Source organism: Allosphingosinicella sp., from assembly GCF_036387615.1.
Taxonomy (GTDB): domain Bacteria; phylum Pseudomonadota; class Alphaproteobacteria; order Sphingomonadales; family Sphingomonadaceae; genus Allosphingosinicella.
This window is the reverse complement of the sequence record NZ_DASVTH010000041.1, coordinates 185,474-202,380: the sequence shown is the minus strand read 5'-3', so window position 1 is coordinate 202,380 and position 16,907 is coordinate 185,474. Positions and strand designations below refer to the sequence as shown.

The 16,907-nt window shown below is 65.5% G+C and carries 13 protein-coding genes and 1 tRNA gene; 13 read left to right on the top strand and 1 reads right to left on the bottom strand.

Translation table 11 applies throughout. The features are described from left to right. Positions 1-27: 27 nt before the first annotated feature. The 5 genes from VF631_RS09470 to VF631_RS09450 all read left to right on the top strand — a co-directional run bounded on the left by VF631_RS09470 (position 28) and on the right by VF631_RS09450 (position 8,747). Entirely contained in the window at positions 28-4,839 is a 4,812-nt protein-coding gene (locus VF631_RS09470) for a HAMP domain-containing protein (RefSeq protein ID WP_431850051.1), read from the top strand. Between the two features lie 41 nt (positions 4,840-4,880). Next, complete coding sequence (locus VF631_RS09465; RefSeq protein WP_431850039.1) at positions 4,881-6,947, top strand: response regulator; 2,067 nt, start codon at positions 4,881-4,883, stop codon at positions 6,945-6,947. A 44-nt stretch (positions 6,948-6,991) separates the two neighbouring features. Next, positions 6,992-7,423 (top strand): response regulator transcription factor, encoded by a 432-nt coding sequence (locus VF631_RS09460; RefSeq protein ID WP_431850038.1) that lies wholly within the window; start codon positions 6,992-6,994, stop codon positions 7,421-7,423. Between the two features lie 108 nt (positions 7,424-7,531). Then, on the top strand, positions 7,532-8,068 hold the full coding sequence (locus VF631_RS09455) for a DUF4199 domain-containing protein (RefSeq protein ID WP_431850037.1): 537 nt from the start codon (positions 7,532-7,534) through the stop codon (positions 8,066-8,068). 142 nt (positions 8,069-8,210) lie between these two features. After that, positions 8,211-8,747, top strand: a complete 537-nt coding sequence (locus VF631_RS09450) for a DUF7010 family protein (protein ID WP_431850036.1) — start codon at positions 8,211-8,213, stop codon at positions 8,745-8,747. Positions 8,748-8,850: 103 nt separating this feature from the next. On the opposite strand, the gene VF631_RS09445 is transcribed toward VF631_RS09450, so the two are convergent. Beyond that, positions 8,851-8,940, bottom strand: a tRNA-Ser gene (locus VF631_RS09445). A gap of 126 nt (positions 8,941-9,066) precedes the next feature. On the opposite strand from VF631_RS09445, the gene VF631_RS09440 reads away from it, so the two are divergent. The 8 genes from VF631_RS09440 to VF631_RS09405 all read left to right on the top strand — a co-directional run bounded on the left by VF631_RS09440 (position 9,067) and on the right by VF631_RS09405 (position 16,903). Then, the gene (locus tag VF631_RS09440; protein ID WP_431850035.1) at positions 9,067-10,119 is read left to right on the top strand and encodes a lytic murein transglycosylase; all 1,053 of its coding nucleotides are present in this window, start codon (positions 9,067-9,069) and stop codon (positions 10,117-10,119) included. A gap of 90 nt (positions 10,120-10,209) precedes the next feature. Next, positions 10,210-11,379 carry a D-alanyl-D-alanine carboxypeptidase family protein gene (locus VF631_RS09435; RefSeq protein WP_431850034.1) on the top strand — a complete coding sequence of 390 codons (1,170 nt, stop codon included), beginning with the start codon at positions 10,210-10,212 and terminating at the stop codon, positions 11,377-11,379. 15 nt (positions 11,380-11,394) lie between these two features. Beyond that, on the top strand, positions 11,395-12,027 hold the full coding sequence (gene tmk / locus VF631_RS09430; RefSeq protein ID WP_431850033.1) for a dTMP kinase: 633 nt from the start codon (positions 11,395-11,397) through the stop codon (positions 12,025-12,027). Next, positions 12,024-13,007: a DNA polymerase III subunit delta' gene (locus tag VF631_RS09425; RefSeq protein ID WP_431850032.1), complete on the top strand. Its 984-nt coding sequence runs from the start codon at positions 12,024-12,026 to the stop codon at positions 13,005-13,007. Before tmk ends, VF631_RS09425 begins: the two co-directional genes overlap by 4 nt. 202 nt (positions 13,008-13,209) lie before the next feature. Then, complete coding sequence (gene metG / locus VF631_RS09420; RefSeq protein WP_431850031.1) at positions 13,210-14,769, top strand: methionine--tRNA ligase; 1,560 nt, start codon at positions 13,210-13,212, stop codon at positions 14,767-14,769. Then, positions 14,769-15,542, top strand: coding sequence for a TatD family hydrolase (locus VF631_RS09415; protein ID WP_431850030.1), 774 nt, complete (start codon positions 14,769-14,771; stop codon positions 15,540-15,542). The genes metG and VF631_RS09415 overlap by 1 nt, the downstream gene beginning before the upstream one ends. After that, on the top strand, positions 15,543-16,307 hold the full coding sequence (locus VF631_RS09410; protein WP_431850028.1) for an MBL fold metallo-hydrolase: 765 nt from the start codon (positions 15,543-15,545) through the stop codon (positions 16,305-16,307). Continuing rightward, positions 16,304-16,903 carry a retropepsin-like aspartic protease family protein gene (locus VF631_RS09405; protein ID WP_431850027.1) on the top strand — a complete coding sequence of 200 codons (600 nt, stop codon included), beginning with the start codon at positions 16,304-16,306 and terminating at the stop codon, positions 16,901-16,903. The genes VF631_RS09410 and VF631_RS09405 overlap by 4 nt, the downstream gene beginning before the upstream one ends. Positions 16,904-16,907: the final 4 nt, after the last annotated feature.

The following is a 16,907-nucleotide window of genomic DNA, read 5'->3' as shown; positions in this document are numbered from 1 at the left end:
AAGGATCTCACCGACTCGGTGAACTCGATGGCAGGCAACCTAACGGGTCAGGTGCGCAACATTGCGGAAGTCACCACCGCGGTGGCGAAGGGTGACCTTTCCAAGAAGATCACGGCGGAAGCGCGCGGCGAGATTCTCGAGCTCAAGAACACGATCAACGTGATGGTCGATCAGCTGAACGGCTTCGCCTCCGAGGTGACGCGCGTCGCGCGTGAGGTTGGCACCGAAGGCAAGCTCGGCGGCCAGGCGCGCGTGGAAGGCGTCGCCGGCACGTGGAAGGACTTGACCGACAACGTGAACCTGATGTCCGACAACCTCACCGGCCAGGTCCGCAACATCGCCGACGTGACGACCGCGGTGGCCAAAGGCGACCTCTCCAAGAAGATCACGGTGGACGTGAAGGGCGAGATCCTCGAGCTCAAGAACACCATCAACACGATGGTGGATCAGCTCAACGGCTTCGCCTCCGAAGTGACGCGCGTGGCCCGCGAAGTGGGCACCGAAGGCAAGCTCGGCGGCCAGGCGCAGGTGGAAGGCGTCGCCGGCACCTGGGCCGACTTGACGGACTCGGTGAACCGCATGGCGGGCAACCTCACCGGCCAGGTCCGCAACATCGCCGAAGTGACGACCGCGGTGGCGTCCGGCGACTTGTCCAAGAAGATCACCGTCGACGTGAAGGGCGAGATCCTCGAGCTCAAGAACACGATCAATACGATGGTGGATCAGCTCAACGGCTTCGCGTCGGAAGTGACGCGCGTGGCGCGCGAGGTCGGCACCGAGGGCAAGCTTGGCGGACAGGCCCAGGTGCCGGGCGTCGCGGGCACCTGGGCCGATCTCACCGACAACGTGAACCTGATGGCCGCGAACTTGACCGGTCAGGTGCGCAACATCGCTGACGTGACGACCGCGGTGGCCAAGGGCGACTTGTCCAAGAAGATCACCGTGGACGTGAAGGGTGAGATCCTCGAGCTCAAGAACACCATCAACGTCATGGTGGACCAGCTCAACGGCTTCGCCTCGGAGGTGACGCGCGTTGCCCGCGAGGTCGGCACCGAAGGCCGGCTCGGCGGGCAGGCGCAGGTGGAAGGCGTTGCCGGCACCTGGAAGGACTTGACCGACAATGTGAACGCGATGGCGACCAACCTGACGGGTCAGGTCCGCAACATCGCCGAGGTGACCACGGCGGTGGCGCGCGGCGACTTGTCCAAGAAGATCACCGTCGACGTGAAGGGCGAGATCCTCGAGCTCAAGAACACCATCAACGTCATGGTCGATCAGCTCAACTCCTTCGCCTCCGAAGTGACCCGCGTGGCCCGCGAGGTCGGCACCGAGGGCCGGCTCGGTGGGCAGGCGCAGGTGATCGGCGTCGGCGGCACTTGGAAGGATCTCACCGAAAACGTGAACGCGATGGCCGCGAACTTGACCGGCCAGGTCCGCAACATCGCGGAAGTGACAACCGCGGTGGCGCTGGGCGATCTGTCCAAGAAGATCACGGTGGACGTGAAGGGCGAGATTCTCGAGCTCAAGAACACCATCAACACCATGGTCGATCAGCTGAACGGCTTCGCCTCGGAAGTGACCCGCGTGGCGCGCGAGGTCGGCACTGAAGGCAAGCTGGGCGGCCAAGCGCAGGTGCGCGGCGTCGCCGGCACCTGGAAGGATTTGACCGACAACGTCAACCTGATGGCCGACAACTTGACCGGCCAGGTCCGCAACATCGCCGACGTCACGACAGCAGTGGCGAAGGGTGATCTTTCGAAGAAGATCACCGTCGAGGTGAAGGGCGAAATCCTGGAGCTCAAGAACACCATCAACGTCATGGTGGATCAGCTCAACGGCTTCGCGTCGGAGGTGACGCGCGTCGCCCGCGAGGTCGGTACGGAAGGCAAGCTCGGCGGCCAGGCGCAGGTGCCGGGCGTGGGCGGCACCTGGAAGGATCTCACCGACAACGTGAACCTGATGGCGACCAACCTCACCAATCAGGTGCGCGGCATCGCAGACGTCGTGACCGCCACCGCGCAGGGCAACCTCAAGCGCAAGCTGACGCTCGAGGCCAAGGGCGAGATCGCCGCACTCGCCGAGACGATCAACTTCATGATCGAGACTTTGTCCACCTTCGGCGACCAGGTGACCAACATGGCCCGCGAGGTCGGCATCGAAGGCCGGTTGGGCGGTCAGGCCCGCGTACCGGGCGCCGCGGGCCTGTGGCGCGACCTCACCGACAACGTGAACCAGCTCGCCGCCAACCTCACCAACCAGGTGCGCTCGATCGCAGACGTCGCAACCGCGGTGACCAAGGGCGATTTGACCCGTTCGATCGCGGTGGAAGCCTCGGGCGAGATGGCCGCGCTCAAGGACACGATCAACGAGATGATCCGCAACCTGAAGGAGCAGACGCTCAAGAATGCGGAGCAGGATTGGCTCAAGACCAACCTCGCCCGGTTCAGCCGCATGCTGCAGGGCGAGCGCGATCTTTCCACCGTGTCGAACCTCATCATGTCCGAACTCGCGCCGCTGGTGAACGCGCAATACGGCGTGTTCTACGTCACCAAGCGCGAGGAGGACGAGACGGTCCTGGAACTCGCCGCCAGCTATGGCGCCGAGAGCAAGGACGAGCTCAAGCCCGTCTTCAAGCTGCGCGAAGGCCTGGTCGGCCAGGCCGCGGCCGACAAGCGTGCGATGCTGCTCAAGAACGTGCCGGGCGAGTTCATCCGCATCGGCTCAGGGCTTGGCCACGCGCCGCCCGCCACGATCAACATCCTCCCCGCTCTGTTCGAGGACGATGTAAAGGCGGTGATCGAGCTGGCCTCGTTCCATGAGTTCAACGAGACTCACCAGAGCTTCCTGGACCAGCTCATGGAATCGGTCGGCATCGTCTTGAACACGATCGCCGCCACGATGAGGACGGAAGGCCTGCTCAAGCAATCGCAGCTGCTGACGCAGGAGCTTCAGGCGCGCCAGACCGAACTCACCACCAAGCAGGAAGAGCTGCACGCGACCAACGAGGAGTTGCAGGAGAAAGCGCAGCTGCTCGAGAACGAGAAGAAGCAGGTCGAAGCCAAGAACATGGAAATCGACATGGCGCGCCGCGCGGTCGAGGAAAAGGCGGAGCAGCTTGCGCTCACGTCCAAGTACAAGTCCGAGTTCCTGGCCAACATGTCCCACGAGCTTCGCACTCCGCTCAACTCGCTGCTCATCCTGTCCAAGCTGCTCGCCGACAACCCGCAGGGCAATCTCAACGAGAAGCAGACGGAGTTCGCGCGCACGATCCACTCGGCGGGCTCGGACCTTCTCAGCCTGATCAACGACATCCTCGACTTGTCGAAGATCGAATCCGGAACGGTTTCGATCGAGCTTGGCGACATGCCGATGGTTACCCTGCGCCAGCACATGGACCGCACATTCCGCCAGCTCGCGGCCGACAAGAATCTCGACTTCAAGGTCGAATTCGACGCCAAGCTGCCTTCGACCATCAGGACCGACGAGAAGCGGCTGCAGCAGGTGGTGCTCAACCTCCTGTCCAACGCCTTCAAGTTCACGGCGCAGGGCGAGGTCACGCTGTCGGTCCAGTCGGTCACGAGCGGCTGGAGCACCAACCATCCAGTGCTCCGCAACGCGGACCGGGCGATCGCGATCGCAGTCACCGACACCGGCATCGGCATTCCGGAGGACAAGCAGAAGCTGATCTTCGAAGCCTTCCAGCAGGCGGACGGCACCACCAGTCGCAAATACGGCGGCACCGGTCTCGGCCTCTCGATCAGCCGCGAAATCGCGCGCCTGCTCGGCGGCGAGCTTCAGGTCCGGTCCAAGCCGGGCGAAGGCTCGACCTTCACGCTGTTCGTGCCGCTGCAGGCCGCCTCGACGCAGGCGCTCGGAACCATCGGGGGCACCACCGCCCGCTTTGAAAATAGCGGCGCGACTGTGCCGACTGCGCTGGCCGGCCCGGTCGAGGTGGTCGACGATCGCGACAATCTGGGCGACGATCCGTTCGTGCTGATCGTCGAGGACGACGTGACCTTCGCCTCGATCCTGCTCGATCTCGCGCGCGAATCCGGCCTCAAAGGCGTGGTCTCGACCGCCGGCGCGGGCACGCTCTCACTTGCCCGCAAGCTTCAGCCCGACGCCATCACGCTGGATCTCGGCCTCAGCGACATTGACGGCTTCGTGTTGCTCGATCTCCTCAAGCACGACGCGCAGACCCGGGCGATGCCTATCCACGTCATCTCGGGCGCGGAAGAAGCGGAGATCGTGGTCAAGATGGGCGCGTTCGGCGTCACCGCCAAGCCCGCCGATCACGAGGAGCTCGCCGGGGTCTTCGCCCGCATCCTCGCCGGTATCGACCGGAAGAAACGGCGCAAGCAGCGTGCCACTGGCGCCAACGACGTCGCGCCCGGGCCGCGCTCGGTGCCCGAACTCGCCGGCGCCAAGATCCTCATCGTCGACGACGACATCCGCAACATCTACTCGCTGACCAGCGTGCTGGAGAGCTACGGAGTCGATGTCCTCCATGCCGAGCGCGGCAAGGAGGGGATCCGCATCCTCGGGGAGACGCCGGGAATCGATATCGGCCTCATCGACATCATGATGCCGGAGATGGACGGCTATGAGACGATGCGGCAGATCAGGTCCCGGCCCGAGCTGGCGGATGTTCCGCTGGTCGCGGTCACCGCCAAGGCGATGAAGGGCGATCGGCAGAAGTGTCTCGACGCCGGCGCGTCCGACTATATCGCCAAGCCGGTTGACATCGAGCTGCTGCTCGCTCTCTTGCGCGTCTGGATCAGCCGGTCGCGCGAGCGGGCGGCAGCGGGACCGCGGCTCGTTTCGACCGCGGCCGAATAAGGACGGGCGAGGGAAAGCCATTGCCAGGCGAGTCATACGCCGTGCCGAGCTTTCGGCCCCTGGACGACGTGCCCGTTGAGGTGGAAGCGCCTGAACGGGCGCGCGTCCTGGTCGTCGACGACGACGAGCGCAACCTGCTCGCCATCGGGACGGTGCTGGAAGACGTGGCGGACGTGGTGGTCGCGGATTCAGGCGAAGAAGCGCTCCGGCAATTGTTGCGGGGTGAATTCGCGGTCATCCTGCTCGACGTCTTCATGCCGGGCCTGGACGGCTACGAGACCGCCCAGATCATACGCTCGCGCGAGCAGACGAAGCGCATCCCGATCGTCTTCCTGTCCGCGGTCAACAAGGAGGCCGAGCACCTGATCCGCGGCTATTCGATGGGCGCGGTCGATTATGTGTTCAAGCCGGTCGAGCCGATCGTGCTGCAGTCAAAGGTCGCCGTTTTCGTCGACCTGTTCCAGATGACGCGCGAGATCCGGCGCAAGGCGAAGCAGGAGCAGGCTCTGCTCGACGCCAACCTGAGGGCCAATGCCGAGCGGCTGCGCGCCGAGCAGGAACTGCGCATGGCGCAGCAGCGCCAGCAGGCGATCATCGAGTCGTTGCCAATCGTCCTCTATCTGGAGCCGCTCGAAAGCAGCCCGCGCCGCCCGGCGTTCGTCAGCGGAAACTTCGAGGCGGTGACCGGATTCACCCTGAACGACGTTCACGATCATCCGAACATCTGGGCCGACCGGCTGCATGAAGAAGATCGCGAGCGCGTGCTCGCCGCTCTCGCCGCCCGCAAGCAGAATGGCGCGTTCGCGGTCGAATATCGCTGGCAGTGCGCGGGAGGCGACTTCAAGCATTTCCTGGACCAGGCAGTGGTCCTCCGCGATCCGGCCGGCAATCCGGTGGAGTTCGCCGGGACGCTGATGGACGTAACCGACCGCAAGCTGCTGGAAACGCAGCTGGTCCACGCCCGCAAGATGGACGCCATCGGCCAGCTTACGGGCGGGATTGCCCACGATTTCAACAATCTGCTCGCCGCCGTTCTTGGTGGGCTCGGCATGATCGAGCGGCGCATCCCGCTCGCTGAGGACCAGCAGAAGATCGTGTCGATGACGCGCCATGCCGCCGAGCAGGGCTCCGAGTTGGTCTCGCGCCTGCTCGCCTTTGCAAGACGTCAGAAGCTCGAGCCCGCGCGAGTCGACGTGGCCCGGCTCGCGAAGACGACCCGCGAATTGCTCGCCCATACGCTGGGCGGGCTGGTCCAGCTCGATTGGGAGCCGGACGAGAGCATCTGGTGCCTCTACGCGGACGAGGCGCAGCTCGAACTGGCGCTGATGAACCTCATCATCAATGCCCGCGATGCGATGCCGGAGGGCGGCACGATCACGGTTACCGGTGAGAACCGGCTGCTCACGGATGATGGCGGTCTCGGTCTGCGGCCCGGCGAATATATAATGCTGGCGGTCACCGACAGCGGTTCGGGAATTGCGTCCGACATCCTCGAGCAAGTGATGGAGCCCTTCTTCACCACCAAGGATGTCGGCAAGGGCACCGGGCTTGGCCTTTCGATGGTCTATGGCTTCGTCAAGCAGTCGAACGGCGCGATCCGGATCGACAGCAAGCTCGGGCAGGGCACGCGCGTCGAAATCTGGATGCCGCGCGCGCCCGAGGCGTCGAGCAATGCCGAGGGCGACGTGGAAACGGTCGCTGCTCCGGACGGGGTCGGCACGCTCAGCATCCTCCTGGTCGATGATCACGCCGGGGTGCGCGCGACCACCGCCGCGATGATCGAGGATCTCGGCCATCGCGTCTCGGAAGCCGGGGAAGGGGAGGAACTGCTCGGCCGCCTCGCCGCGGACCCGGAGGGCTATGATCTGCTCATCACCGATTACGCCATGCCTCTGGTATCCGGGGCCGATCTGATCCGGCGGACCCGCGAGATCAGCCCGGGTCTCCCGGCCATCATCATCACCGGCTATGCCGAACTGGAGTCGATCGGCCGCCGGCCCGAGGACGTCCAGGTCATCGCCAAGCCGTTCACCTCTACGCAACTGGCGGCCGCGATTGCAGCCGCTGCGATCACGCGCCAGCCGGCCCACCGCGACGCTGCCGAGTAGCCTTTCACTTACCCCTCTCCTAACAGAGACGGCGCGGAGGGCAGGTGTTCAAGGGTAAGCTGCAGCTCAACCGGATCGCCCTGTACGGCGGGCTTCTCGCCGCGGGGACGCTCGCGCTGCAATGGCTGGACTATCAGCGTCTGGCGCGTTCTCATTCGAGCGAAATCTACATACTCCTAATTGCCGCGCTGTTCCTGGCGCTGGGTATGTTCGTCGGAAAGCGGCTGTTCGGAGGCGTTGCGCCTGCCGCTGCGACGGGCAATCCGAAGGCGCTCGCCGCGCTGGGAATCAGCCCGCGCGAACTGGCCGTGCTTCGCGAGCTCGGGGCGGGCCGCTCGAACAAGGAGATCGCGGCGGCGCTCAAGGTCTCGCCCAACACGGTCAAGACCCACGTCGCACGCCTGTTCGAGAAACTGGACGCCAGGCGCCGCACGGATGCGATCAACCGCGCTCGGGAACTCGGGATTGTGCCCTGACGCGGCAAATTTCGGGGTGATGGTGCCTCGATCACCCTTTCGGGCGATTGTCCCGCGCTGCGCGATGGTCTGATCGTGCAGCTGAAAACAGCGAGGGAGGCGATGAAGATGCTGCGCAAGATCATATCCTACGGCGCCATTGGCGGCCTAATCGTCGCCGTTCCGATGATCGCTATCATGGTTGCGACGGAAGGCCGGCCGCCATTGGAATATGGAATGCTGGTCGGCTATGCGACCATGCTGATTGCGCTCAGCACCGTGTTTGTGGCGATCAAGCGACAGCGGGATGTGGACGGCGGGGGCGTGATCCGTTTCTGGCCCGCCTTTGGCCTGGGGCTCGGGATCAGCGCTGTCGCCGGGCTGCTTTATGTGCTGGCCTGGGAACTCGCCCTCGCAATCACCCAAGCTGATTTCATAGGCAGCTACACCGAAACACTCATTGCCGAGGAACGCGCCAAGGGAGCCAGCCCCGCCGCCATCGCCAAGCTCAGAGCCGAGATGGAGGCGTTCAAGACCAGCTACGCGAATCCGCTTTTCCGAATGCCGCTGACCTTTGCCGAAATCTTTCCGGTCGGCGTGCTGGTCTCGCTGGTCTCGGCCGGCCTCCTGCGCAACCCCCGCTTCCTTCCTGCGCGCAGGGACTGAGGATGGCGGACCATGCTCGATGAAGGTCTACGCTGTGGCACTTCTATAGCCCGATCCGACCGTCTGCCATCCTTGGTAATCAGTCCTTCTACCAGCTAGGCGATTGCGCAGGTGGCAAGCGGCCGTAGTAGGGGACCCAGCAATGGAGTTCAGCGCAGCACAGCGAGACATGGTCGGCGCGGCGATCGGCGGCGCGCCCGGTGTGCTCGTGTCCGGGCTGGTGTGGCTTGCCGCAGGAGTTGTTTGGCTGCGTTGGGATGTAGCGTTCGCCTTTGGCGCGCTTTTTATCGGCGGCATGCTGATCGTGCCTGCCTCGCTCGCCATCGCCCGGCTTGTCTTCAATGCGCCCAAGGTCTCGCCGGGGAATCCACTCGAACGGCTCGGGTTGGAAAGCACCTTCGTTCTTTTTGGCGGTATTCTTCTGGCCTACATCATGCTTCATACTGCCTCCGAACTCGTCTTTCCGGTGATGGCGATCACGATCGGCGTGAGGTACTTCACCTTCCGAACGCTGTACGACGAGCCAGCCTATTGGGCACTGGGCGGTTCTCTGGCCGCGATCGGAGCGGTATCGGCGATAGGCCTCGTCACACTGCCGATGAACTTGGCACTCGCGGTAGGAACGATAGAGATCGGCTGTGCTGGCTTGCTGTTTGCTCGCTGGAAACGCCGAAACTAATGAGCTGAAATTCCGCGAGACTATATCCCGAAAGGGTGCGCGTTTCCCTGCGAAGCTGCGCTGAGCCCCGGCCGCCGCGGCATGGCGCGCTATCGGCGGCGGCTGGCGGAGAGAGTGGGATTCGAACCCACGGTGAGCTTGCACCCACGGCGGTTTTCAAGACCGCTGCCTTAAACCACTCGGCCATCTCTCCCGCCCATTAGCCTGTGGGCGCCCGCTCGCCTTAAGCCGCGAGCGCCGCTCCGTGCAAGCTGCGCGGCGGAACTGTTTGCCCACGCTATGCTTGTGCCCCTAAGCCCGGCCGCAGGAGGGGTCAGTGATGCGTTTCGTTCACCAGATGATGATGGCCGCGCTCGCGGCATTCCCGCCGTTCAGCGCGGGTACGGCAGTGGCGCAGGTTCGGTCCGGTCCATTCACAGAGGCGGGCTTTCGCGCCTACCTGCCGCAATTGCGGGCGCGGGCGGAGCGCGAGGGGGTGAGCCCGCGCACCATCGGCCTCGCTTTTGCCGACCTTCAGTTCAGCCCCCGCACCATCGAGCTCGACCAGGCCCAGCCGGGCGGCGCGGCCGGTTCCACCGCGATCCCGCCGTTCGAGCCATATCGCCGCCAGCACGTCTCCGCGCCGCTCATCAGCCGTGGCCAGCGTATCTATTCCGAGAACCTGTCCCAGCTGAACGCGATCGGCCGTCGCTACGGCGTCCAGCCCTCGATCATGCTCGCTATCTTCGGTCATGAGACCAGCTACGGTTCGGTCACCGGCGATTTCGACCTGCTCAATTCGCTCGCCAGCCTTGCCTACGAAGGCCGCCGCCGCGACCTCTTCGCCGATGAGTTCGTGGCTACCCTGAAGGCGATGGACCGCGGCATTCCGCGCAGCCAGCTCAAAGGGAGCTGGGCCGGCGCGACCGGCTATCCGCAGTTCCTGCCGTCCGTCTATCTGCGCCTGGCCGTCGACGGCGACGGGGATGGCCGCGCCAACATCTGGAACAGCCGGCCGGACGCGCTCGCCTCGATCGCCAATTATTTCCAGAATGCCGGATGGAAGCCGAACGTGCCGTGGGGCGTGCCGGTGCGCGTGCCGGACAGCTTCAGCCGCGCAGGCCTGTCCACGCGCCTGACCTCACCCCGCTGCCCCCGCGTGCACGAGCGCCACAGCCGCTGGATGAGCATCGCCGAATGGCGCGCCCAGGGGATCCAAGTCCAGAATGGCCGCTGGCCCGCGGATACGGAGCAGGCCACGCTGCTGGAGCCGGACGGGCCGGGCAGGACGGCTTATCTGCTCACCACCAACTACCGCACGATCCTCGACTATAATTGCTCCAACTTTTACGCGCTGTCGGTCGGGATCCTCGCGGACGAGATCGCCCGCTGAAACGCGCTGGCGGTCGCCGGGGCGATTGGTTAATGTCGGCCTGCGCGGGACAGCCGCGTGGGGCACAACTTCTAGGATCGGCTTTTATCCATGACGCGTAAGGCTTTGCTTTTAGGGTTCTTCGCTACTGCACTCAGCCTCCCGGCCAGCGCCGCCGCGCCGCCGTTCGACACGCCCGCGCCGGTCGCCTTCATGAAGGACCTGTCGTCCGGCGCCGTGCTCTACGCCAAGGATCCGGACCGGCGCGTGCCGCCCGCCTCGATGGCCAAGATGATGACCACGCACCTGGCCTTCCACCTCATCAAGCAGGGCGAGCTTAAGCTCCAGCAGATGTGCACCGTGCGCCCGGAAACCTGGCGCCAGTGGCACGGACCGCAGGCCGGCTCGACCATGTTCCTGTCCGCCGGCGAGCAGGTCAGCGTCGAGAACCTCCTCCACGGCATCGTCACCCTGTCCGGCAACGATGCCTCGGTGGTCCTGGCCGAATGCATCTCCGGCACCGAGCCCGCCTTTGCCCAGCGCATGAACGCGGAGGCCAAGCGGCTCGGCATGAACAATTCGAATTTCGGCAATTCGAACGGCTGGCCGGACGAGGGCGTGACCTACACCACCGCGCGCGATCTCGCCCGCCTCGCCGAAGCCACCGTCCAGGAAACGCCGGATCTCTACAAGGCCTTCTACCAGAAGGAGAGCTTCACCTGGGGAAAGACGCTGGGCAGCGGCCAGGCGATCACCCAGGGCAACCGCAATCCTTTGCTTGGCCGCGTGCCGGGGGCCGACGGCCTCAAGACTGGCCACACCGCGGAGGCCGGCTACGGCTTCACGGGCTCCGCCGAGCAGAATGGCCGCCGCATCATCATGGTCGTGGCGGGCCTTGGCAGCTTCAACCAGCGCATCGACGAGAGCGTCAAGTTCATGAACTGGGGCTTCCAGGCATGGAAGGCGAGGCCGCTCTTCGCCAAGGGCAAGCAGGTCGCCACCGCGCAAGTCCAGCTCGGCAGTGAGGACGAAGTCGCCCTGATCGCGCCGCGCAACCTCGCCGTTACCGTTCCCGCGGGCGCGGCCGGCGGCATGCGGGTCAAGGTCGTCTACGATGGTCCGCTCAAGGCGCCGATCAAGGCCGGCCAGCACGTTGCTGACCTGATTGTACAAACCGGCGACACTCCGCCCCAGCGCATGCCGTTGGTCGCGGCCGAGGCGGTGGACGAAGCGGGCTTCTTCGGACGCATGTGGGCCGGCCTCACTTCGCTGTTCGCCTGAGTTGAGCTCCACGGAGTGACGGGGGCGAGGGGCCGCTTCATCAGCCTCGAAGGCGGGGAGGGGGTCGGCAAGTCGACCCAGGCCCGCCGCCTGGCCGATGCGCTTCGGGCGCGAGGCATCGATCTGGTCGAAACCCGCGAGCCGGGCGGCAGCCCCGGCGCGGAGGCGATCCGCGGCCTGTTGCTACAGGGCGAGGAGGAACGTTGGACGGCGGAGGCCGAGGCGCTGCTGTTCGCGGCGGCGCGCGCGGACCATGTCGCCCGCACCATCCGGCCCGTGCTCGATCAAGGCCGGTGGGTGCTGAGCGACCGCTTCCTCGACAGCTCGGTCGCCTACCAGGGCGGCGCCGGCAAGCTCGGACCGGACGCGATCCGCGCCCTCCATGCCTTTGGCAGCGGCGGTTTTCTTCCCGACCGAACCTTGCTCCTGAACCTCCCGGCCGAAGCCGCCGCCGCCCGCGCCGTGCAGCGCGACGGCCATCCTGGCGACCGCATCGGCTCTCGCGGCGCCGATTATCACGCCGCCGTCGCAGCCGCGTTTCGCGCTATCTCCGATGCCGAGCCGAAGCGCGTGCGCCGCGTCGATGCGAGCGGCAGCCCCGGGGAGGTAACCGACCGCCTCATCATGCAGCTGGAAGATCTGCTTTGAGTCGGCTGTTCGGCCACGATTCAGCCGTGGCCGCGTTTCGCGAAAGCCACGCCTCGGGCCGTCTCCATCATGCCTGGCTGATCAGTGGGCCGGAGGGGATCGGCAAGGCCCTGTTCGCCCACAAGGCCGCGCTTCGCGTGCTGGCCGACGGGGCGGGGCCGCCTGTCACCGGACCCGGGTTCCACGTCCCGGACGACCATCGGATCGCGAAGCTGGTAGCCGCCGGCAGCCATCCGGACCTGATGCGCCTCGAGCGGCTGACCAAGGAAAGCGGCGCCGAGCTCGCCCGCAGCATCAGTGTCGATCAGGTCCGCGGCCTCCAACGTCTGTTCGCGACCACCGCCACCTTCTCGCCCTGGCGGGTGGTGGTGATCGACGCGATCGACGATCTCGAGCGCGCCGCCGCCAACGCGCTTCTAAAAAATCTGGAAGAGCCGCCGGCCAACAGCTTGTTCCTGCTTGTCAGCCATGCGCCCGAGCGCCTGCTTCCGACAATCCGCTCGCGCTGCCGCCAACTTCGCCTGTCGCGGCTGGACGACGCGGCCATGAGGTCGGCACTCGGAGCAACTCTGCCGGACGCAGAGCCTGATGAGCTCAACTCGCTGGTTGCGGTGGGGGAGGGCTCCCCGGGTCGCGCGCTCGCCTTCCGGGGCCTCGACATCGACAAGCTCGACCGCGCAATGCGCGCGCTCGCCAGCGAAGGCGATCCGACCAACGCGCGCCGGGTGAAGCTTGCGGCCGAGCTGTCGCCCAAAGCGGCGCAAGGACGCTACGAAGCCTTTCTGGCCCGCGCGCCTTCGTTGATCGCAGGCGAAGCGCGAGCCCGCCGCGGCCCGGCCCTCGCCCAAGCGCTCGGGACATGGGAGCGCGCCCGCGACCTCGCCGGCAGCGCTACCCGCCTCTCGCTCGATCCACACAGCGTTGTCTTCGAACTCGGCGGCATGATGGCGAGCCTGGCCCGGCGCGGCACCGCCGCCTAGCCCCTCTCCCCTAGTGGGAGAGGGGTTGGGGAGAGGGGGAGCGCCCTATCCGGCTCGATGCCGGATCGGGCGCTGTTCCAGCGCCGCACCCTCTCCCAACTTCGCCTAAGCGGCAAAGCCGCTAAGGCTTCTTAATCCCTCTCCCATCAAGGGAGAGGGAAGCACTGGTCTACGTCATGCTCACAGTCTAATCGCGCCCGCAATGACCAAGCCATTCTACATCACGACCGCGATCAGCTATCCGAACGGGCGCCCCCATATCGGCCACGCCTATGAAGCGATCGCGACTGACGCGATCGCGCGCTTCCAGCGCCAGATGGGCCGCGACGTGCGTTTCCAGACCGGCACCGACGAACATGGCCTGAAGATGGCCCAGACCGCGCGCGAGCGGGGCGTCGCTCCAAACGAACTTGCCGAGGAGATGTCGTCCTACTTCAAGGATATGAACGATCGGCTTCATATCTCATACGATCGCTTCATCCGTACCACCGAGCCCGACCATCATCATTCCAGCCAGGCGATATGGCAGGCGATGGAAGCAAGCGGCGACCTTTACCTGGACCGCTACGAAGGCTGGTACTCGGTCCGCGACGAGGCTTATTACGACGAGAAGGAGCTGGTGGTGGCCGACAGCGGCGAGCGTCTCTCGCCGCAGGGCACGGAAGTCGAATGGACGGTCGAGGAGAGCTGGTTCTTCCGCCTCTCGCGTTACCAGGAGCCGCTGCTCCGCCACTACCACGACAATCCCGGCTTCATTCGCCCTGAGGCGCGCCGCAACGAGGTTATGCGCTTTGTCGAAGGCGGCCTGTCCGACCTGTCGGTCTCGCGCACCAGCTTCGATTGGGGCGTCAAGGTGCCCGGCAGCGACAATCACGTCATGTACGTCTGGGTCGACGCACTCACCAACTACATCACCGGAGTGGGCTATCCAGACCGGGATTCAGAGGCTTACCGGCGCTTCTGGCCAGCCGACGTGCACGTGATTGGCAAGGACATCATCCGCTTCCACGCCGTCTACTGGCCGGCCTTCCTGATGAGCGCCGGGCTCGAGCTGCCCCGGCAAGTGTTCGGTCACGGCTTCGTCCTGCACCGCGGCGAAAAGATGTCCAAGTCGCTCGGCAACGTCATCGATCCGCTCGATCTCGTCCGCGCGTTCGGCGTGGATCAGTTGCGCTACTTCCTGCTGCGCGAAGTGACCTTCGGTCACGATGGAAGCTACAGCGCCGAGGCGATCGTCAACCGCGTCAACGCCGATCTCGCCAACAGCTTCGGCAACCTGGCGCAGCGCACCTTGTCCTTCATCGCCAAGAATTGCGGCGGCGAGTTGCCGCTGGGCGGGAAGGGGGATCCTGCGGATGAAGCCCTGCTCGCTACGATCCGCGCCACGGTTGCGGAAGTCTGCCGCCTGTGGGAAGATCTGGCCCTCAGCCAAGGTATCGAGGCCTGGCTGCGCGCCGTTTTCGCCTGCAATCAGTATATCGACTTGGCTGCGCCCTGGACGCTGCGCAAGACCGACCTGGAGCGCATGACCGCCGTGCTCGCAACCTTGGTCCAGGCGATCCGCGATCTCGCCATCCTGATCCGCCCGGTGATTCCCGGCGCGGCCGACGCCCTCCTCGACCAGATGGGCGTCCCGGGTGAGGGGAGGGACATGGCCGCGCTCGGCGACGCCGAGGCCTACGCCCACCTCGCCGGATCGGGGTTTAAGCTTGAGCTGCCCAAGCCCATCTTCCCCAGGCTCGATATGCCCGCGGACGCCTGATGTTTACCGACAGCCATTGCCACCTCAACTACAAAGGTCTGGTCGACGATCAGGCCGGCGTTCTGGCGCGCGCGCGCCAAGCAGGCGTGTCGGCGATGCTCAACATCTCGACCCGCGCCAGCGAGTGGGATGACGTGATCGCGGTCGCCGAGCGCGAGCCGGACGTCTGGGCGTCGGTCGGCGTCCACCCGCACGAGGCCGACACGCATGCCGATGTCGAGACAGAGACTCTGGTCGAGCGGGCGAGGCACCCCCGCGTGGTCGGCATCGGCGAGAGCGGCCTCGACTTCTACTATGACCGTTCCGATCGCGACCGGCAGCGCACGAGCTTCCGTGCCCATATCGCCGCGGCGCGCGAGAGCGGCCTTCCGCTCATCGTCCACACCCGCGATGCAGAGGCGGACACGGCTGAGATCCTGTCTGAGGAGATGGGGAAGGGGGCTTATACGGGCGTCATCCACTGCTTCACCGCCAGCGCCGACTTCGCCGCGCGCGCGCTGGAGCTTGGTCTCTACATCTCCATGTCCGGCATTGTGACGTTCAAGAACGCTAAGGACTTGGCCGAAGTCGCTGCGAGCGTTCCCGCGGACCGGCTGCTGATCGAGACGGACTCGCCTTTCCTGGCGCCGGTGCCCCATCGCGGCCGGCCCTGCGAGCCAGCCTATGTCGCCGACACCGCGCGTTTCCTCGCCGGCATCCGCGGCACGAGCGTCGAGGAGCTGGCCCGAACGACTTCAGACAATTTCAGAACTTTGTTCAGCAAGGCTGCCTGAATGCAGGTCACGATCCTCGGCTGCGGGACGTCGTCCGGCGTGCCCCGGGTTGGCAACGATTGGGGCGCCTGCGATCCCGCCGAGCCGCGCAACCGTCGCCGCCGCGTCTCGATCCTCGTCGAGCATGAGGGCACGCGCGTGCTCGTCGATACCGGACCAGACCTTCGCGAGCAGCTGATTGATGCCGGCGTCTCCAGCCTCGATGCGGTGATCTGGACGCATGATCATGCCGACCACTGCCACGGCATCGACGACTTGCGGCAGGTCTATCACCACCGCGGCAGCGCCGTGCCGGGCTATGCGCGGGAGGAGACGTTCGACACGCTCCTGAGCCGGTTCGGCTACATCTTTGCCGGCAATGGAGATTATCCGCCGGTTGGGAAGCTGGATTTGCTGCCCGACAGCATCTCCGTCGGCCCGATCGAGATCCGGGTCGTCGATCAGCCGCACGGCGGCATAACCTCGGCCGGCCTGCGCTTCGCGGTGGACAGTCGCTCAATCGCTTATTCGACAGACGCGAACGGTCTCACCGACGACATGGTGGCCTTGTTCACAGGCGTCGATCTGTGGATCGTGGACGCGCTCCGCCGCCGTCCGCATCCGTCTCACGCCAGCTTGTCGGAGACGCTCGGCTGGATCGATCGGGTGCGGCCGGGCCGGGCCTTGCTCACCCATATGGACCAGAGCATGGATTATCGCGGGCTGCTCGCAGAACTGCCTGCTGGCGTCGAACCCGCTTATGACGGGCAACAGGTCGCCTTATGAACGACGGTGATCAAGCGATTGATTTCATATATCTGCTGCTGATGCTGGTGCTCATCGGCAGCGCTTTCAGCGTGCGGCGGCTGCCGATTGGCCAGGCGCTCAAGATGGCGGCGGCTTGGATCTTGATCTTCGGGGCGGTGTTCATCGGGTTCACGCTCAAGGACGATTTCGCCGCGCTTGGCCGCCGCGTCCTTCCTGGAGGCGGCGACCCGGCGGTGCCGGTGCAGCAGGGCGAAGCCATGCGCATCCGCCAGAGCGCGGACGGGCATTTCTGGGTCCAGGCCCAGCTCAACGGCCAGCCGGTGCGGTTTCTGGTTGATAGCGGCGCCACGACCACGAGCATCTCTGTCGCGACCGCCCGGCGCGCGGGCATCGCGCCACGGCGCGGACTTCCTGCCATGGTCCAGACCGCCAACGGCATCGTGGAGGTTCAACGCGGCCGCGCCGAGCGGTTTGAGCTCGGCACCATCCGGCGCGAGGATCTGGCCGTGCACATTTCAGAGAGCTTCGGCGAGACGAACGTGCTCGGCATGAACTTGCTGTCGTCCTTGTCCGGCTGGGGCGTCGAGCGAGGCTGGCTCATCCTCAAGCCCTGATCCG